The 13893-nt window shown below is 40.3% G+C and carries 11 protein-coding genes; 6 read left to right on the forward strand and 5 right to left on the reverse strand.

Going from position 1 to position 13893, the window contains the following annotated elements; all coding sequences use genetic code 11:
* A complete protein-coding gene (gene prpC, locus B3600_RS18320; RefSeq protein ID WP_112376587.1) occupies window positions 1-1152 on the forward strand; it encodes a bifunctional 2-methylcitrate synthase/citrate synthase in 1152 nt (383 codons plus the stop codon).
* Window positions 1153-1273: 121 nt separating this feature from the next.
* Entirely contained in the window at window positions 1274-2725 is a 1452-nt protein-coding gene (locus B3600_RS18325; RefSeq protein WP_115049281.1) for a bifunctional 2-methylcitrate dehydratase/aconitate hydratase, read from the forward strand.
* Between the two features lie 201 nt (window positions 2726-2926).
* Here B3600_RS18325 and B3600_RS18330 read toward each other — a convergent pair whose 3' ends face one another.
* Together B3600_RS18330 and B3600_RS18335 are read right to left on the reverse strand one after the other, a co-directional pair.
* Window positions 2927-5038: a 3-hydroxyacyl-CoA dehydrogenase NAD-binding domain-containing protein gene (locus tag B3600_RS18330; RefSeq protein WP_286753912.1), complete on the reverse strand. Its 2112-nt coding sequence runs from the start codon at window positions 5036-5038 to the stop codon at window positions 2927-2929.
* Between the two features lie 28 nt (window positions 5039-5066).
* Window positions 5067-6242, reverse strand: a complete 1176-nt coding sequence (locus B3600_RS18335) for an acyl-CoA dehydrogenase family protein (protein ID WP_286753913.1) — start codon at window positions 6240-6242, stop codon at window positions 5067-5069.
* 318 nt (window positions 6243-6560) lie between these two features.
* Here B3600_RS18335 and B3600_RS18340 point away from each other — a divergent pair, with 318 nt between their 5' ends.
* Entirely contained in the window at window positions 6561-7739 is a 1179-nt protein-coding gene (locus tag B3600_RS18340) for a thiolase family protein (protein ID WP_112376231.1), read from the forward strand.
* Window positions 7740-7862: 123 nt separating this feature from the next.
* On the opposite strand, the gene B3600_RS18345 is transcribed toward B3600_RS18340, so the two are convergent.
* Window positions 7863-8081 carry a hypothetical protein gene (locus B3600_RS18345; RefSeq protein ID WP_046672939.1) on the reverse strand — a complete coding sequence of 73 codons (219 nt, stop codon included), beginning with the start codon at window positions 8079-8081 and terminating at the stop codon, window positions 7863-7865.
* 294 nt (window positions 8082-8375) lie between these two features.
* Between B3600_RS18345 and B3600_RS18350 the strand changes: the two genes are divergently transcribed.
* The 3 genes from B3600_RS18350 (at window position 8376) to B3600_RS18360 (ending at window position 12273) form a co-directional block, all read left to right on the forward strand.
* Window positions 8376-9116, forward strand: coding sequence for a histidine kinase (locus tag B3600_RS18350; protein WP_083295901.1), 741 nt, complete (start codon window positions 8376-8378; stop codon window positions 9114-9116).
* Entirely contained in the window at window positions 9106-9828 is a 723-nt protein-coding gene (locus B3600_RS18355) for a LytR/AlgR family response regulator transcription factor (protein ID WP_201303549.1), read from the forward strand. Before B3600_RS18350 ends, B3600_RS18355 begins: the two co-directional genes overlap by 11 nt.
* A 177-nt stretch (window positions 9829-10005) precedes the next feature.
* Window positions 10006-12273, forward strand: coding sequence for a cation:proton antiporter (locus B3600_RS18360; protein ID WP_115049275.1), 2268 nt, complete (start codon window positions 10006-10008; stop codon window positions 12271-12273).
* 63 nt (window positions 12274-12336) lie between these two features.
* Here B3600_RS18360 and B3600_RS18365 read toward each other — a convergent pair whose 3' ends face one another.
* Both B3600_RS18365 and B3600_RS18370 read right to left on the reverse strand, forming a co-directional pair.
* Window positions 12337-13461 carry a DEAD/DEAH box helicase gene (locus tag B3600_RS18365; protein ID WP_070565335.1) on the reverse strand — a complete coding sequence of 375 codons (1125 nt, stop codon included), beginning with the start codon at window positions 13459-13461 and terminating at the stop codon, window positions 12337-12339.
* 186 nt (window positions 13462-13647) lie between these two features.
* Entirely contained in the window at window positions 13648-13839 is a 192-nt protein-coding gene (locus B3600_RS18370) for a cold-shock protein (protein ID WP_046672944.1), read from the reverse strand.
* Between the last annotated feature and the right edge of the window lie 54 nt (window positions 13840-13893).

Raw genomic sequence — 13893 nt, forward strand, 5'->3', positions numbered from 1 at the left:
ATGGAAGAGACAAACGGCGCAGGTTTTAAGCCTAAAAAAAGTGTAGCACTTTCTGGTGTAACAGCTGGTAATACGGCTTTGAGTACTGTCGGAAAAAGTGGTAATGATCTGCATTATAGGGGTTATGATATTTTAGATCTGGCGCATCAGGCAAGTTTTGAAGAGGTTGCTTACTTACTTATTTATGGAAGTCTACCAACACAGGCGCAGCTCGTTACGTATCAAAGTCAGTTGATCAGTCAACGTGGCCTACCTATTACTGTTCAACAAGTCCTTAAGCAGTTGCCATCTACAGCCCATGCCATGGATGTTTTACGGACTTATGTTTCGTTTTTCGGTAGTGTATCGCCAGAAAAGGATAGTCATCCCATTGCTGGTGCACGGGATATTGCAACTCGTCTGATGGCATCGATGGCTTCAGCACTGTTGTACTGGTATCACTTTAGTCAGCATGGACGTGAGGTGCAGGTTGAGACTTCGGACTCCACTTTAGGCGGACATTTTCTACATCTCCTGCACGGAAAGGTCCCATCGCCGTCTTGGGTGAGAGCGATGCAAATTTCACTTAATTTATATGCGGAGCATGAATTCAACGCATCCACATTCACCGCTCGGGTAATTGCAGGAACAGGATCAGATATGTATTCCTGTATAGCAGGGGCAATAGGTGCGCTACGTGGACCTAAGCATGGCGGAGCCAATGAGGTCGCTTTCGAAATTCAGAGTCGTTATGCAAATGCTGATGAGGCGGAAGAGGATATCCGAAGACGATTGGCAAATAAAGAAGTCATTATTGGATTTGGCCATCCGGTGTATACGATCTCGGATCCAAGAAATCAAGTGATAAAACAAGTTGCGAGAGAGCTGTCGGAAGAAGCAGGAGACATGACACTCTACCTGATCGCAGAGCGGTTGGAAAAAGTTATGTGGGAAGAAAAGAAAATGTTTCCGAACCTGGATTGGTACTCCGCCGTGTCCTATCATATTATGGGGATTCCAACGGAGATGTTTACGCCCTTATTTGTTCTCTCACGTATAACAGGCTGGTCAGCGCATGTTTTTGAGCAACGTCAGGATGGAAAAATTATCCGGCCGAGTGCAAACTACATTGGTCCCGATGATAGACCTTTTGTACCTCTTTCCGAACGGTAAATTTGGATTAATGAAAGGTGTTTAAAGTGCTTTTTGAACAGGGGGGAGAGGAAGAATTTAGCGCATAAAAAAAACGAATTATATTAATAAATAGAACGATAGTCTTATACGAAATACACGAATGAGTTCAGCAATATCAAATGAAAGACCACAACCGGATCAGGTTTTAGTGGACATTGTGGATTATGTCCTAAATTATAAAATTGAGGAAAAAGTTGCTTGGAATACAGCATTTTACTGTTTTCTCGATACCATCGGCTGCGGCTTGGAAGCATTGACTTATCCTGCCTGTACTAAATTGTTAGGGCCAGTTGTGGCAGGGACCGTTGTACCGAATGGTGCAAGGGTGCCGGGTACAAATTTTCAATTGGATCCCATTCAGGCTGCCTTCAATATCGGCACGATTATTCGATGGCTGGATTTTAATGATACCTGGCTAGCTGCAGAATGGGGCCATCCATCCGATAATTTAGGGGGAATTTTAGCTGTCGCAGATTGGTTGAGCCGAACCAATATTGCGAATGGTCAAAAACCATTGAAAACTAAAGTGGTGCTCGAGGCAATGATTATGGCTCATGAGATACAAGGTGTTTTGGCGCTTGAAAACTCGTTTAATAAAGTGGGTTTGGACCATGTTATTTTGGTTAAGGTAGCTTCAACAGCGGTGGTAGGTAGGCTCCTTGGTCTCACAAGAGAGGAATTGCTCAACGCGGTTTCTTTGGCTTTTGTCGATGGACAAGCTTTACGCACTTATCGGCATGCACCAAATACAGGTAGCCGAAAATCATGGGCAGCCGGAGATGCAACTTCACGTGCTGTTCGACTGGCCATGATCGCAAAAACAGGAGAAATGGGCTATCCATCTGTTTTGACAGCTCCAATCTGGGGATTCTACGATGTATCCTTTAAAGGAAGTGCATTTAAATTTCAACGTGCTTACGGATCATATGTGATGGAGAATATTCTTTTTAAGATTTCTTTTCCCGCTGAGTTCCATGCACAGACTGCAGCCGAAGCAGCAATGTTACTTCATCAGCAATTGAAGGAATTCGGAAAAAGTACTTCGGATATTGCCCGTGTTACCATTCGTACACATGAAGCGGCTATCCGGATTATCGATAAAAAGGGGCCTTTGCACAACCCTGCAGACCGTGATCACTGTATTCAGTATATGGTTGCTGTGCCGCTGATCTTTGGACGTCTGACAGCTGAAGATTATGAAAATCATATCGCTTCTGATCCAAGAATTGATGCACTGCGCGATAAAATTTATTGTATCGAAGATACTCAATTCACCCTTGATTATCACGATCCACAAAAGCGGGCGATATCAAATGCTTTGACCATTGAATTGACTGATGGGACCTTATTGCCTGAGGTAGTTGTCGAATACCCAATAGGTCATCCAAGAAGGAGGGCAGAAGGAATACCTAAGTTAATTGAAAAATACAAAACAAATCTTGCTCGGGTATTTTCTGAAAAACAGCAAAAGGAAATACTTGCAGCTACCTTGGACTACGATACTTTCCTCGAACAGGATGTTTCGCGTCTCATGGATTTGTTTGTGCGCTAATGATATAGCTAGGGCGACTCACCCTATTTGTCGCCCTAGCTTTTGTTTAGTACTTTATAACATCATTACGCAATTATATAGAATATTTAGTTTTAAAGATGTAATCCTTTGTTTGGTAGTTTTTTAACCCTTTAATGGTTATCTATTAGGGTAGCATTTAATAGGTGCTAGACAACTTCTTCAGTTGAGCACAGGTCGGTTTTAAGACCAGTTTGAGTCGAAACCATTATAAAATCTGAAATCTTTATCTGCCAGCTCTCTTAAAGATGCTGGAATATCCCATTGTTCACCGTAGGGCTGAAATAGTTGACATTCCGAAACGAATAGAGGAAGTGTTGTGAGATCGATGTGACCGAATACCCCCCCTGTATGGCTTGCATAACCAACCCCTAAGATGGAACCAATATCGCCATCGATGGGTTGATGAAGTACACCTTCTGCGAGGCATCGGTAACTATCCAATGCCATAACATGCAATAAACGCTTACGGATAATTGTAGCTGTTATATTTTCCTTTACAGATGCAATTATAGGGTTTTTCCAAATTTTCTTCTTTTTGGTTTCAGTGTCATAATCGTAGAATCCGGCGCCTGATTTTTTTCCTTTTCTTCCTTGATCCACCATACCTTTGAGGTAATTGTATGCGCGCTTTTGGCTGGCATGTAGTTGTGGAAGTTGATCATATACATGGAGCATTAGCTCCAAGGAGATTTCGTCTAATACCGCTAAGGGACCTACGGCAAAACCTGCAGCTATCGCTTCCTCTTCAATAAGAGTTGGAGAGATTCCTTCCAATACCATTGTAATACCCTCCAGTAAATAGTTGAAGAAAATACGCGAGGTGAAAAAACCTGGACCGTCTTGTACGACTATCGGAATTTTATTGAGGCGTAAAGCTGTGGCGAGTGCTTTCTCCAACGTTTTTTGCGCGGTTAGTTTACCACAGATGATTTCGACAAGGGGCATGCGGTCAACAGGAGAAAAGAAATGCATGCCGATAAAACTCTTAGGTTCGGTGCTTGCTTTCGCAAGCTCCGTAATGGGCAATGATGTCGTATTTGTCGCGAAGAACCCATTTTCACTTAAATAGGGTAAGCTTTCTTGTGTGACATTAGCTTTTAGGTGGAAATCTTCAAATACAGCTTCAATAATACATTCAGATCCATTCAGATCACTGACTTGTTCCGTTGGTTTTATGCGTGCAAGCAATTGCTCCCCTTGGGATGCGGTCATGGCCCCTAAAGCCAGTGATTTTTCACAAACCTGCTTAGCATAAGCTTTGCCGCGTTGGGCTTGGGAAATTGTAACGTCTTTTAAAGCAACTTCTATTCCCGCCCGGGCCGCCTCATAAGCGATCCCCGAACCCATCATTCCAGCACCCAGAATGCCTATTTTTTTTAGGCTATAATCCTCAAAATGGTTTATACTTTTGGGTGATTTCGCCAATTGGACACCATAATGAAGTGTACGGACCATGCTGAGTGGCTCGGGACGTCTTAATACATGCAGGTACAAGTTTGCTTCCTGCTCGGCGGCCTCAAACGGTGTAGATAATTGTTTTTTTTGTAATAATTCAATAACTGCATTTGTACCGGGGTATAAGCCGCGTGCTTTTTTTTGGATAGCGAGAATTGCTTCAGGCCCCAGTTCGTCCATTTGTTTTGTGTGCTGGTTGGCATCAATGCTGGGAGGATGAAGAATCCAGTTTTTTGCTAAAGATAGGCAATCGTCCGGCTTCTGCGCCAATTCATTGATTAACCCAAGTTGATGTGCTTCTTCACTGCTCACAAGTTTGTTTTGTGTCAGCAGACTTAGGGCATTTTCAGTACCTATCAATGCTGGCAAATAGATCGTTGCACCAAAAGCCGTAAACAAACCATACCTACTTTCCGGAAAGCCAAACTGAAGTTTTTCGGAGGCGATACGATAATTAGACCATAGCATAGTCGCTAGGGCAATCGCAGTACAATTGTTAGTGAAAAGAGAGACAATTGGCTTTTTAAACGTTTCCCAACGCAAAACTTTTGATGTAAGCTCGAATAAGTCCGAAGGGCTCGAGCGGCTCGAAGAAAACTGCCTAAATAATTGCGCATACTCAATTTTTTCGTCTTGAATCGGGCAAGTGTATACGACGCCTACCGTATCTTCCCGTTCGAGAATGAACGTAACCAAATCGACAAATTGTGTGAGATAGCCTATCATATCCAACTGCTCTGGAGCTGCTGCCGATAGAGGTTGGATTGTAATGATGTGATGATTATCCTGTTCTACACGAAAGAGAGGGTGTGTCCTATAAGATTTATTTTCATCCATTGTATTGGTCCTGATTTTTAAAAGCTTTCTATTGTTTGGACTTTCCGGATTGATAAGTCACATGATCTATTGTCATTTTCGCGATAATTTCGAGCATGATTTCTGAGGTTCCTCCGATAATGGTGCCGACACGGACATCGCGATATAAACGTGCGATTTTATAATCTTCTGTAAAGCCATAACCGCCAAATAATTGGAGACATTGGTTTACGACATTGACGGCGAGCTCACTTGCTTGTAGCTTCGCTATGGAACATTCTTGGACTGCATATTCGTTTTGGTCTTGGAGATCACAACAATGGTAGACAAAGGCTTTCGTGGTAGCAATATTGGCTGCCATTTGTGCGATCCGGTGCCGTATGGTTTGAAATTCCTGGATCTTTTTTCCAAAGGCTTCGCGTTGTGCGATATAATCAAGCGTATACTGAAATGCGGATTCTGCGGTAGCGAGACTATGAACAGCTGCGGTAAGCCTTTCCAACTGAAGTCCATCCATTAAATAGCGAAATCCTTCTCCGGCAATGCCAACAAGGTGAGAAATAGGGACTCGCACATTATTAAAACCTAGTTCGGCAGTGTCTGAGGCGTGCCAACCTAATTTATTGATTTTGCTTGAAGTGACTCCGCTTGCATTTCTGTCAATAATTAACAAGCTTATTCCTTTTGTTCCTTGGTCAGGAGCCGTTTTGACTGCTGTAATGAAAAAATCACCGTAGTAACCGTTGGTAATAAATGTTTTAGATCCGTTGACAATATAAAAATCTCCGTCGCGGACAGCTGTTGTTTTGATCTGCTTTACGTCAGAACCAGCCCCAGGTTCAGTAATAGCAACAGCGCTGATCATATCACCAGCAATAACCGGTTTAAGATAGCGTGCTTTCAGATCTTCTGATCCATATTTCAGTAGGTATGGAGCCGACATAAACTGAATGACAAGCGCGGAAATGGTAAATCCGCCAGAAAAACAATACGATAATTCTTCGCAGAGTATCAAGGAATAATAAAAATCGAGTTCTAGTCCGCCATACACTTCTGGATAATTGAGACCCATAAATCCCATATCACCCATTTTCTTCCACACTTTCCGGTCGATCTCCCCCTGTTTTTCCCAATCATCGATGTAAGGTGTAATCTCTTTTCGAATAAATGCGCGAAGTGTATCGCGAAAAATCTGATGTTCAGCTGTAAACCGGATTGTCTGCATAATCGTTTATCTTGCTTCTGGTTATCTTATGTAAGGGGGCCTCTTGAATGCCCGTCCATTAGGATGTTATCTAAACGAATTTAACGAAAAGGCTTGGCTTTTTGCAAATTTTTATTCTTTATTTTTCGTTTAATAGTTTAAGTAGGGAAGTTTTTGGGTTGTTTTTTTTCTATTTATTCTGTTTTTATAAAAAAAATAAAACCGACTTGTTGTGGGGTATCTGTTATATTTTTTATCTTTAAGATGAGGAAGGGCTGTTGCGGATACGCTTAGGATAGGCCTCCTAATTTTAGCAAAACAATTATAAATTTTTATATCATGTCAAAAAGCGTATTTATCGTTGCAGCGAAACGTACACCAATTGGAAGCTTTGGTGGAGCGCTATCGTCAATTTCAGCCACGAAGCTCGCAGCCCGGGTTGTCCGAGCGGTTGTTGATGAAGCTGGAATTGCCAGTGATTTAGTCGACGAGATTATTATGGGGGCTGTTTTGCAAGCTGATTTAGGACAAGCACCGGCTCGACAGGTTGCTCGTTTCGCCGGTTTATCAGATCATACAACTGCAACAACCATCAATAAGGTATGTGCAAGTGGCATGAAAGCCATAGCGGTTGCTGCGCAGAGTATTCTATTGGGAGATGCGGATGTTGTGATTGCAGGGGGGATGGAAAGCATGAGCAGGGTACCTTACTATGCAGATGCTATGCGCTGGGGTGCGAAGTTTGGTGCTCAAAGCCTGAGTGATGGCTTGCAACGCGATGGCTTGAGTGATGCTTATTCAAATGATGCCATGGGAGTCTTCGCGGAACTATGCGCCGAAAAATATCATATTGGTCGTGAAGAACAGGATAATTATGCAATAAGTTCCTATAAAAGAAGTCTCGATGCTTGGCAAAAAAATAAGTTTTTGAGCGAAGTCCAACCTATAACGGTACAGAGTCGAAAAGGAGAGGTGCTTGTTTCGCGGGATGAAGAGTTTTCTCAGGTCAATTTTGACAAGATACCTGAGCTTAAACCCGCTTTCAAAAAAGAGGGGACTGTAACTGCAGCGAACGCATCAACGATAAGTGATGGAGCTGCTGCGGTACTGCTCATGTCTGGTGAAAAATTGGAAGAACTTGGACTTGTCCCCTTAGCCGAGATTATTGCTTATGCTGATGCTGAACAAGTGCCAGAATGGTTTACGACAACGCCTAGTATTGCCACAAATAAAGTATTAAAAAAAGCAGGCCTTACCATTGATGATATTGATTATTTCGAATTTAATGAAGCCTTTTCTGTTGTCGCTTTGGCAAATGCACAAATTTTAGGCTTACCCTTGAACAAAGTAAACGTTTATGGGGGGGCGGTATCTTTGGGGCATCCATTGGGATGTTCGGGAGCTAGAATTGTGGTAACACTTAGTAGTATCTTAAGACAGGAAGGGGGATCATTAGGACTGGCTGCGATATGTAATGGTGGCGGTGGTGCCTCTGCCATGGTTATTAAAAAGATTTGATGCTTCTTCCAGCATAAGAATGCATTAATCTTATGCTGGAAGAAGTTCGGTTTTATTGAATTCGGTTGTTATTAACCATCTAGCTTCCAAGAAACTTATTTTATTTGCTATCAAGTCGTTTGTCTACTCTTCATATAGACGACTTGCTTCGACGCCATGGAGCGCAAGCTCCGATTCGATTTCCGTCGGGTTTAATCGAATGCCTTCTATGGTTAACAGATTGTAAATAGAATCCAAGTCGATTTTCCATTCGTGGATGCCATTCAGTTTTTCAACAGCTTGTTTAATTTTGTCTACAAGACTGGGATGTTGTGCATTAGTTTCGAAAATGAGCTTTTCCATAGTGTTTCATATTAGGCCTGATTAAAAATCAGGCGGGTTTAACCAAAATAGCGTAGACAATCATTTGATCGGCTAATTACAATAGTCTCAATATAAGGATAATAATCTGAAATTAATGTTTCAAAGTGACTAAATTGTAATGAAACTGTTAATTTTTGTAATAAATACATGAGAATTTTACAGTGCTGTATTTTGTTTAGATTGCTCAGATTTCATTTGATCGTTAACGAGTTTGATTATCCAGGTTTTCTGCAACTGGTTTTTCGTTTAGAATGAAATTTTAACTAAGTTTGGATGAACATGACGACTGAAATCTCGAATATAATCATTCTATTATTGCTGACCATTGTTGCTGTAGTATTGGTTTTGTTTCTATTGTTAAGACAAAAATACCGGAAATTGGAGGTCGAAAATAGACGACAAAAAGATCTTTTTAATCGTATGGACAATCAAAAGATAGCACATTTCCATCGGGCTCAATTAAATCCACATTTGCTTAAAAATTCGTTGAACGGAATACTTTCCCATGCTTATCAAACCTATTATACGATGGACAAATTGGCCATGGTATTGGATTACGTGTTGTATGAAAGCGAAGATGAACTCGTTTCACCAAAGGCCGAAATTGAATTTGCCCGCAATCTCATTGAGATTAATAAAGTTAAATTAAGCCCTTTATTTGATATCCGCGTAAAATTTGATATTGATGAACTAAATGACGCTATATTGAACACACCTTCTTTTGTTCCTCTGATGTCGGTTGATTTAATTGAAAATGCGTTTAAGCATGCGGACTTTCACGGTCCGGATTCTTTTATCGCAATCATGTTGACCTTTAAGAACGGTTTATTCGAATTAGTTGTAAACAATCGAATATCAAAACGTTCACCATTGCAAAAGTCTAAAAGTGGAATAGGTAGCAAAACCTTGGAAGAGCGTCTCATGTTGTATTATCCAGGTAGACATCATCTGCGCAGATTTGTAGAAAATGATGTTTATACTGCCCACCTTCAAATTAGATTGTATGCCGATTGAAAAAAATTTGAAATGTATTCTTTTGGATGATGAAATACCAAGCTTGAGATTTTTGAAAATGCTATGTGAACAGATTCCTGGCTTGGAGGTGGTGAAAACTTTTAATGATCCAACTGTATTATTGAGTGAATACCGCAAGTTGAGTTTTGATTTTTGTATTCTGGATATTGAAATGCCGGAATTTAACGGATTTGATCTAGCCATAGAGCTAAAAGACTTTCCAATTGTGTTTTCTACCGCATATAAACAATATGCGAGCGAGGCATTTGACATCAACGCAGTAGATTATATGCGTAAACCACTGTCCTTGGAACGTCTTCAACAAGCCATTATGAAGGTTGAGCAGCTAATCAGCAAGCGATCTGAAACTGTCTCGTTTGCGCAATTTAATACGAATAAAGGAAAAACAGTATTGTATTTCGAACAGATTAACTATGTTCAAATAGCTGAAGTAGACAGCCGGGATAAAACAGTTTATTTGGCGGATGGTTCATTTATTTTATTGAAAAATATAAGCTTTGATAAGCTGATGGAGATCTTGCCTGAACAGGATTTTATCCGTATCAATAAAAAAGAGATCATTGCAGCCAAGATCGTCAAATTTTTCTCGGCTGATGAAATTACAAGCACTTTGTTGGACGAACAAAATCTACCCCTTGTTTTTAATTTGGGCGAATCGTACAAGAAAATGTTTTTCGAGAAATTCAGTTGATTACAAAATTCTTTTGGTTCATTACATATTTTCTTAGACCTACCTGCTGAAAGGCATTAAAACTGCAACAGAATTATATTTTTGTTGAGAATGTATTTTATCCCCCCTTTATTTAAAGAATATTGGTCGGGACTTAGTATGCTATTGTCATTATATTTATTTTAATTGCCATTGAAGATGAGGAGATATAGGAATACAATTTTCTACGTAGTGTTAGTGGGTACATTACTCGGTGTGATGTATTGGGTGATTCATTTGGGGACACAGCTGGAGGCTCCAGAGCTGCTGCGTGGACAGAAAACAAGTCAAGGTGCCTGGAACGATTTTACATCAACCTTATTCCATAGTCTGCAGCATCCGCTAGCGATATTACTGGCGCAAATCGTGACAATCATTATCGCTGCACGTATCATGGGCTGGATTTGCATAAAGATTAAGCAGCCTGTCGTCATAGGAGAGATGCTCGCCGGTATCATATTGGGGCCATCGTTGCTGGGACTCCATTTTCCCGAATTTTCGCATACACTTTTTCCTGTAGAATCGCTTAGTAACTTGCAGTTTCTGAGCCAAATTGGGCTAATCTTATTTATGTTTATCATTGGCATGGAGCTGGACCTGAATGTGCTGCGAAATAAAGCGCATGATGCTGTTGTCATTTCTCACGCAAGCATTGTGATCCCATTTACGTTGGGAATTTCACTGGCTTATTTTTTATACCTATTCCATCCACCCACAAATGTAGAGTTTCTATCCTACAGCTTGTTTATTGGTATTTCCATGAGTATAACAGCGTTTCCTGTTCTTGCTAGAATTATACAAGAAAGGGGATTGCAAAAAAGTAAGTTAGGTGCAATGGCGATTACCTGCGCTGCTGCAGACGATATTACAGCTTGGTGTATTCTGGCTGTCGTGATAGCAATTGTCAAAGCGGGTGATTTTGCTAGTGCATTATATACCATCGGGCTGGCTGTTGCCTATGTGCTCATCATGATTAAGATCGTTCGTCCATTTTTGATGCGCGTTGGAGAGGTAAAAGGAAGTAAAGAAGCTCTAAGTAAGCCTGTTGTTGCTATTTTCTTTATTGTGCTGTTATTGTCGGCTTATGCGACCGAAGTAATCGGAATCCATGCACTTTTTGGAGCATTTATGGCCGGAGCTATTATGCCCGAAGGGAGTCGATTCCGGACAGCATTTATCGAAAAAATCGAAGATGTTTCAACCTTGTTACTATTACCTTTATTCTTTGTCTTTACAGGTCTCCGCACGCAGATCGGTCTGCTTAATGACCCTCAGTTATGGATGATTACCATTGGGATTATTTTGGTTGCGGTTATTGGTAAATTTGCAGGTAGTACGTTAGCGGCGCGCTTTGTTGGTCAAAGCTGGAAAGATAGTTTGAGTATTGGTGCCTTAATGAACACGCGGGGGCTAATGGAACTTATCGTCCTCAATATTGGATACGATCTTGGCGTTTTAAGTGCTGAATTATTTTCGATGATGGTTGTAATGGCGTTGGTCACTACTTTTATGACGGGACCATCTTTAGATTTAATCAATTTCCTCTATCGACCTAAGAAAAATTCACTACAGGAAGATTTCCGTGATAAATCAAAATTTAAGATTCTATTGTCTTTTGCGAAAAGTAACACGGGGATTTCACTATTGTATCTGGCTGATGCTTTAACGTTGAAATCAAAAAAGAACGCTGAAATTACGGCATTACATATTGAGCCTGCCAACGAATTACATCATTATGAAGTGGAAATCCAGGAGCTGGATAGTTTCCGTGAAATTAAGCAGGTGGCGATGCAGCTTGAGCAACCGATCCAGACAATTTTTAAAATCTCCAGTGATATTGACAGCGAGATTGTTCAAACTTCCAATGAGCGCAATCAGGACTTATTATTGTTGGGTGTCAGTGAATCAATTTATGAGGGAAGCTTACTGGGGCGTTTTTTAGATTTTACTACCCGGATTGTGAATCCCGAGAAGTTATTCCATACGGTTACAAATGCAGAGTCTCCTTTCATGACTTTCGATCGAAATCAGCAAATCAATGCTAAAGTAAATGCACAGGTAGGTATCTTAATCGATAAAAATTTTCTAAAGGCAAAGCGTGTGGTTGTTCCTGTTGTCTTAAAAAACGATGAATTTCTTGGTGAAATGATACAGCGTCTAATACAGCATTCCGATGCTCAAGTCATTGTGTGGGATCTCAACCAAGTGCTGAAAACCAATGAGAGCTTTAAAGAGAAATTGAGGCAATTGGAACAACTTGTACCAAATCATCTTACAATAACTGAAAAAGAGTTAAACCGTGAGACCTGGCAGGAGCAAGACTTAATGTTGATCAGCCTTCCCAGCTGGAACAAAATTGTCAATAAAAAAGTACATTGGCTTCCTTTCACGCCATCGACACTGTTGATGGCAGATCGCAAACCATAAATAAAACATAAAAGCCCCTAAATCCAATAATTTAGGGGCTTTTACTTGAGGTTTTATAAAGATCTATTTATTGATCTTTTCTATTTTGATTTTTAGTCCGATTAATTTTTCAATATCAGCTAAATATGGTCTTTCTTCTACATCGCAAAAAGAAACGGCTTTTCCTTCCTGGCCAGCTCTTCCTGTTCTTCCGATGCGATGAACGTAGGTTTCCGGTACATTAGGGAGATCATAATTAATCACAAGGGGGAGTTGTTCGATATCAATTCCTCTTGCAGCAATATCGGTAGCGATCAATATTTTAAGATGACTGTCCTTAAATTCACCTAGCGCTTTTTGTCTCGCATTTTGAGATTTATTTCCGTGAATGGCTGCTGCTCTCAAACCATTTTTCGCAAGTAACTTAACGATTTTATCCGCTCCATGTTTTGTTCGGGAGAAGACAATGGTACGCTCATGCTTCAGCTTTTTTAGTATGCTCGTCAATAATTTGATCTTATCCTTCTTTTCAACAAAAAATACAGATTGATTGACTTTCTCGGCCGTTGAGCTTACCGGGGTGACGTCAACTTCAATAGGTTTATGTAATATGCCATGTGCAAATTTACGGATATTGGGTGGCATCGTTGCCGAGAAGAATAATGTTTGTCGTTTTGACGGAACTTTGGCCAGGATCTTTTTGATGTCATGAATAAAGCCCATGTCCAGCATATTGTCCGCCTCGTCCAATATTAAGATTTCGATTTTATCTAGAGAAACTATTTTTTGATTCATTAAATCCAGTAAGCGGCCTGGGGTAGCTACAAGAATATCGACACCCTTTTTAATTTCTTTAACTTGTTTTTCTTGGCTTACACCACCGAAAATAGTGCAGTAGTTTAGTTTTAGATATTTCCGGTATAAGTTTATATTGTCTCCAATTTGAATGGCTAGTTCACGTGTTGGCGTAAGGATCAAAGCCCTAATCGGAACGAGCTTACCTGAAGTCTTAGTTTCTTCAAGACGTTGTAAAAGCGGAAGTGCAAAAGCGGCGGTTTTGCCTGTTCCCGTTTGTGCACAACCAATAAGATCGTTGCCTTGCAATACAACTGGAATGGCTTTCTGTTGAATTGCAGTGGGGTGTGTGTAGCCTGTTTCTGTTATTGCTTTTAAAAGCGGAGCGATTAAACTGAGTTGTTTAAATTCCATAAATAGTATGTTCGAATTTGTCTTAAATAAAACCTTTGAGAATCCTTTTTATGCTTTTATTTGAAAACTAAAAGTCTTCAACGGAAAAGTAAAGGATTGCTGAAAAATTGTAAAGGAAGAATAGGAAAAAGAAATGGGATAAGTCATTAAGAATTACCCCATTAACAAGAAAGTGTATTTTTTGGATTACGCCAATTTTACATTTGTAGCGCTGATCCCCTTTGGAGTTCTTTCTACATCATAAGTTACAACGTCGCCTTCAGATACTTGGTTTTTAAGCGCAGAAACGTGTACGAAAACATCTGCACTACCATCCTCTGGTGTAATAAAACCAAAACCTTTAGTTTCATTGAAAAATTTAATTTTACCTGTATTCATTATTTTTAATTAAGTGCAGCAAGGTAGGCATAATAAATGATTAATCTTTTATTT

Origin of the sequence: Sphingobacterium sp. UBA2480, assembly GCF_002341965.1 — a bacterium.
In the GTDB taxonomy this organism is placed as follows: domain Bacteria; phylum Bacteroidota; class Bacteroidia; order Sphingobacteriales; family Sphingobacteriaceae; genus Sphingobacterium; species Sphingobacterium multivorum.

What these genes read in the sequence shown, in the direction of transcription:
- B3600_RS18370 (WP_046672944.1), bottom strand. Translation starts at nt 13,839, where the DNA reads ATGAATACAGGTAAAATTAAATTTTTCAATGAAACTAAAGGTTTTGGT.
- B3600_RS18365 (WP_070565335.1), bottom strand. Translation starts at nt 13,461, where the DNA reads ATGGAATTTAAACAACTCAGTTTAATCGCTCCGCTTTTAAAAGCAATA.
- prpC (WP_112376587.1), top strand. Translation starts at nt 1, where the DNA reads ATGGAAGAGACAAACGGCGCAGGTTTTAAGCCTAAAAAAAGTGTAGCA.
- B3600_RS18330 (WP_286753912.1), bottom strand. Translation starts at nt 5,038, where the DNA reads ATGGATGAAAATAAATCTTATAGGACACACCCTCTCTTTCGTGTAGAA.
- B3600_RS18360 (WP_115049275.1), top strand. Translation starts at nt 10,006, where the DNA reads ATGAGGAGATATAGGAATACAATTTTCTACGTAGTGTTAGTGGGTACA.
- B3600_RS18335 (WP_286753913.1), bottom strand. Translation starts at nt 6,242, where the DNA reads ATGCAGACAATCCGGTTTACAGCTGAACATCAGATTTTTCGCGATACA.
- B3600_RS18340 (WP_112376231.1), top strand. Translation starts at nt 6,561, where the DNA reads ATGTCAAAAAGCGTATTTATCGTTGCAGCGAAACGTACACCAATTGGA.
- B3600_RS18345 (WP_046672939.1), bottom strand. Translation starts at nt 8,081, where the DNA reads ATGGAAAAGCTCATTTTCGAAACTAATGCACAACATCCCAGTCTTGTA.
- B3600_RS18355 (WP_201303549.1), top strand. Translation starts at nt 9,106, where the DNA reads ATGCCGATTGAAAAAAATTTGAAATGTATTCTTTTGGATGATGAAATA.
- B3600_RS18350 (WP_083295901.1), top strand. Translation starts at nt 8,376, where the DNA reads ATGAACATGACGACTGAAATCTCGAATATAATCATTCTATTATTGCTG.
- B3600_RS18325 (WP_115049281.1), top strand. Translation starts at nt 1,274, where the DNA reads ATGAGTTCAGCAATATCAAATGAAAGACCACAACCGGATCAGGTTTTA.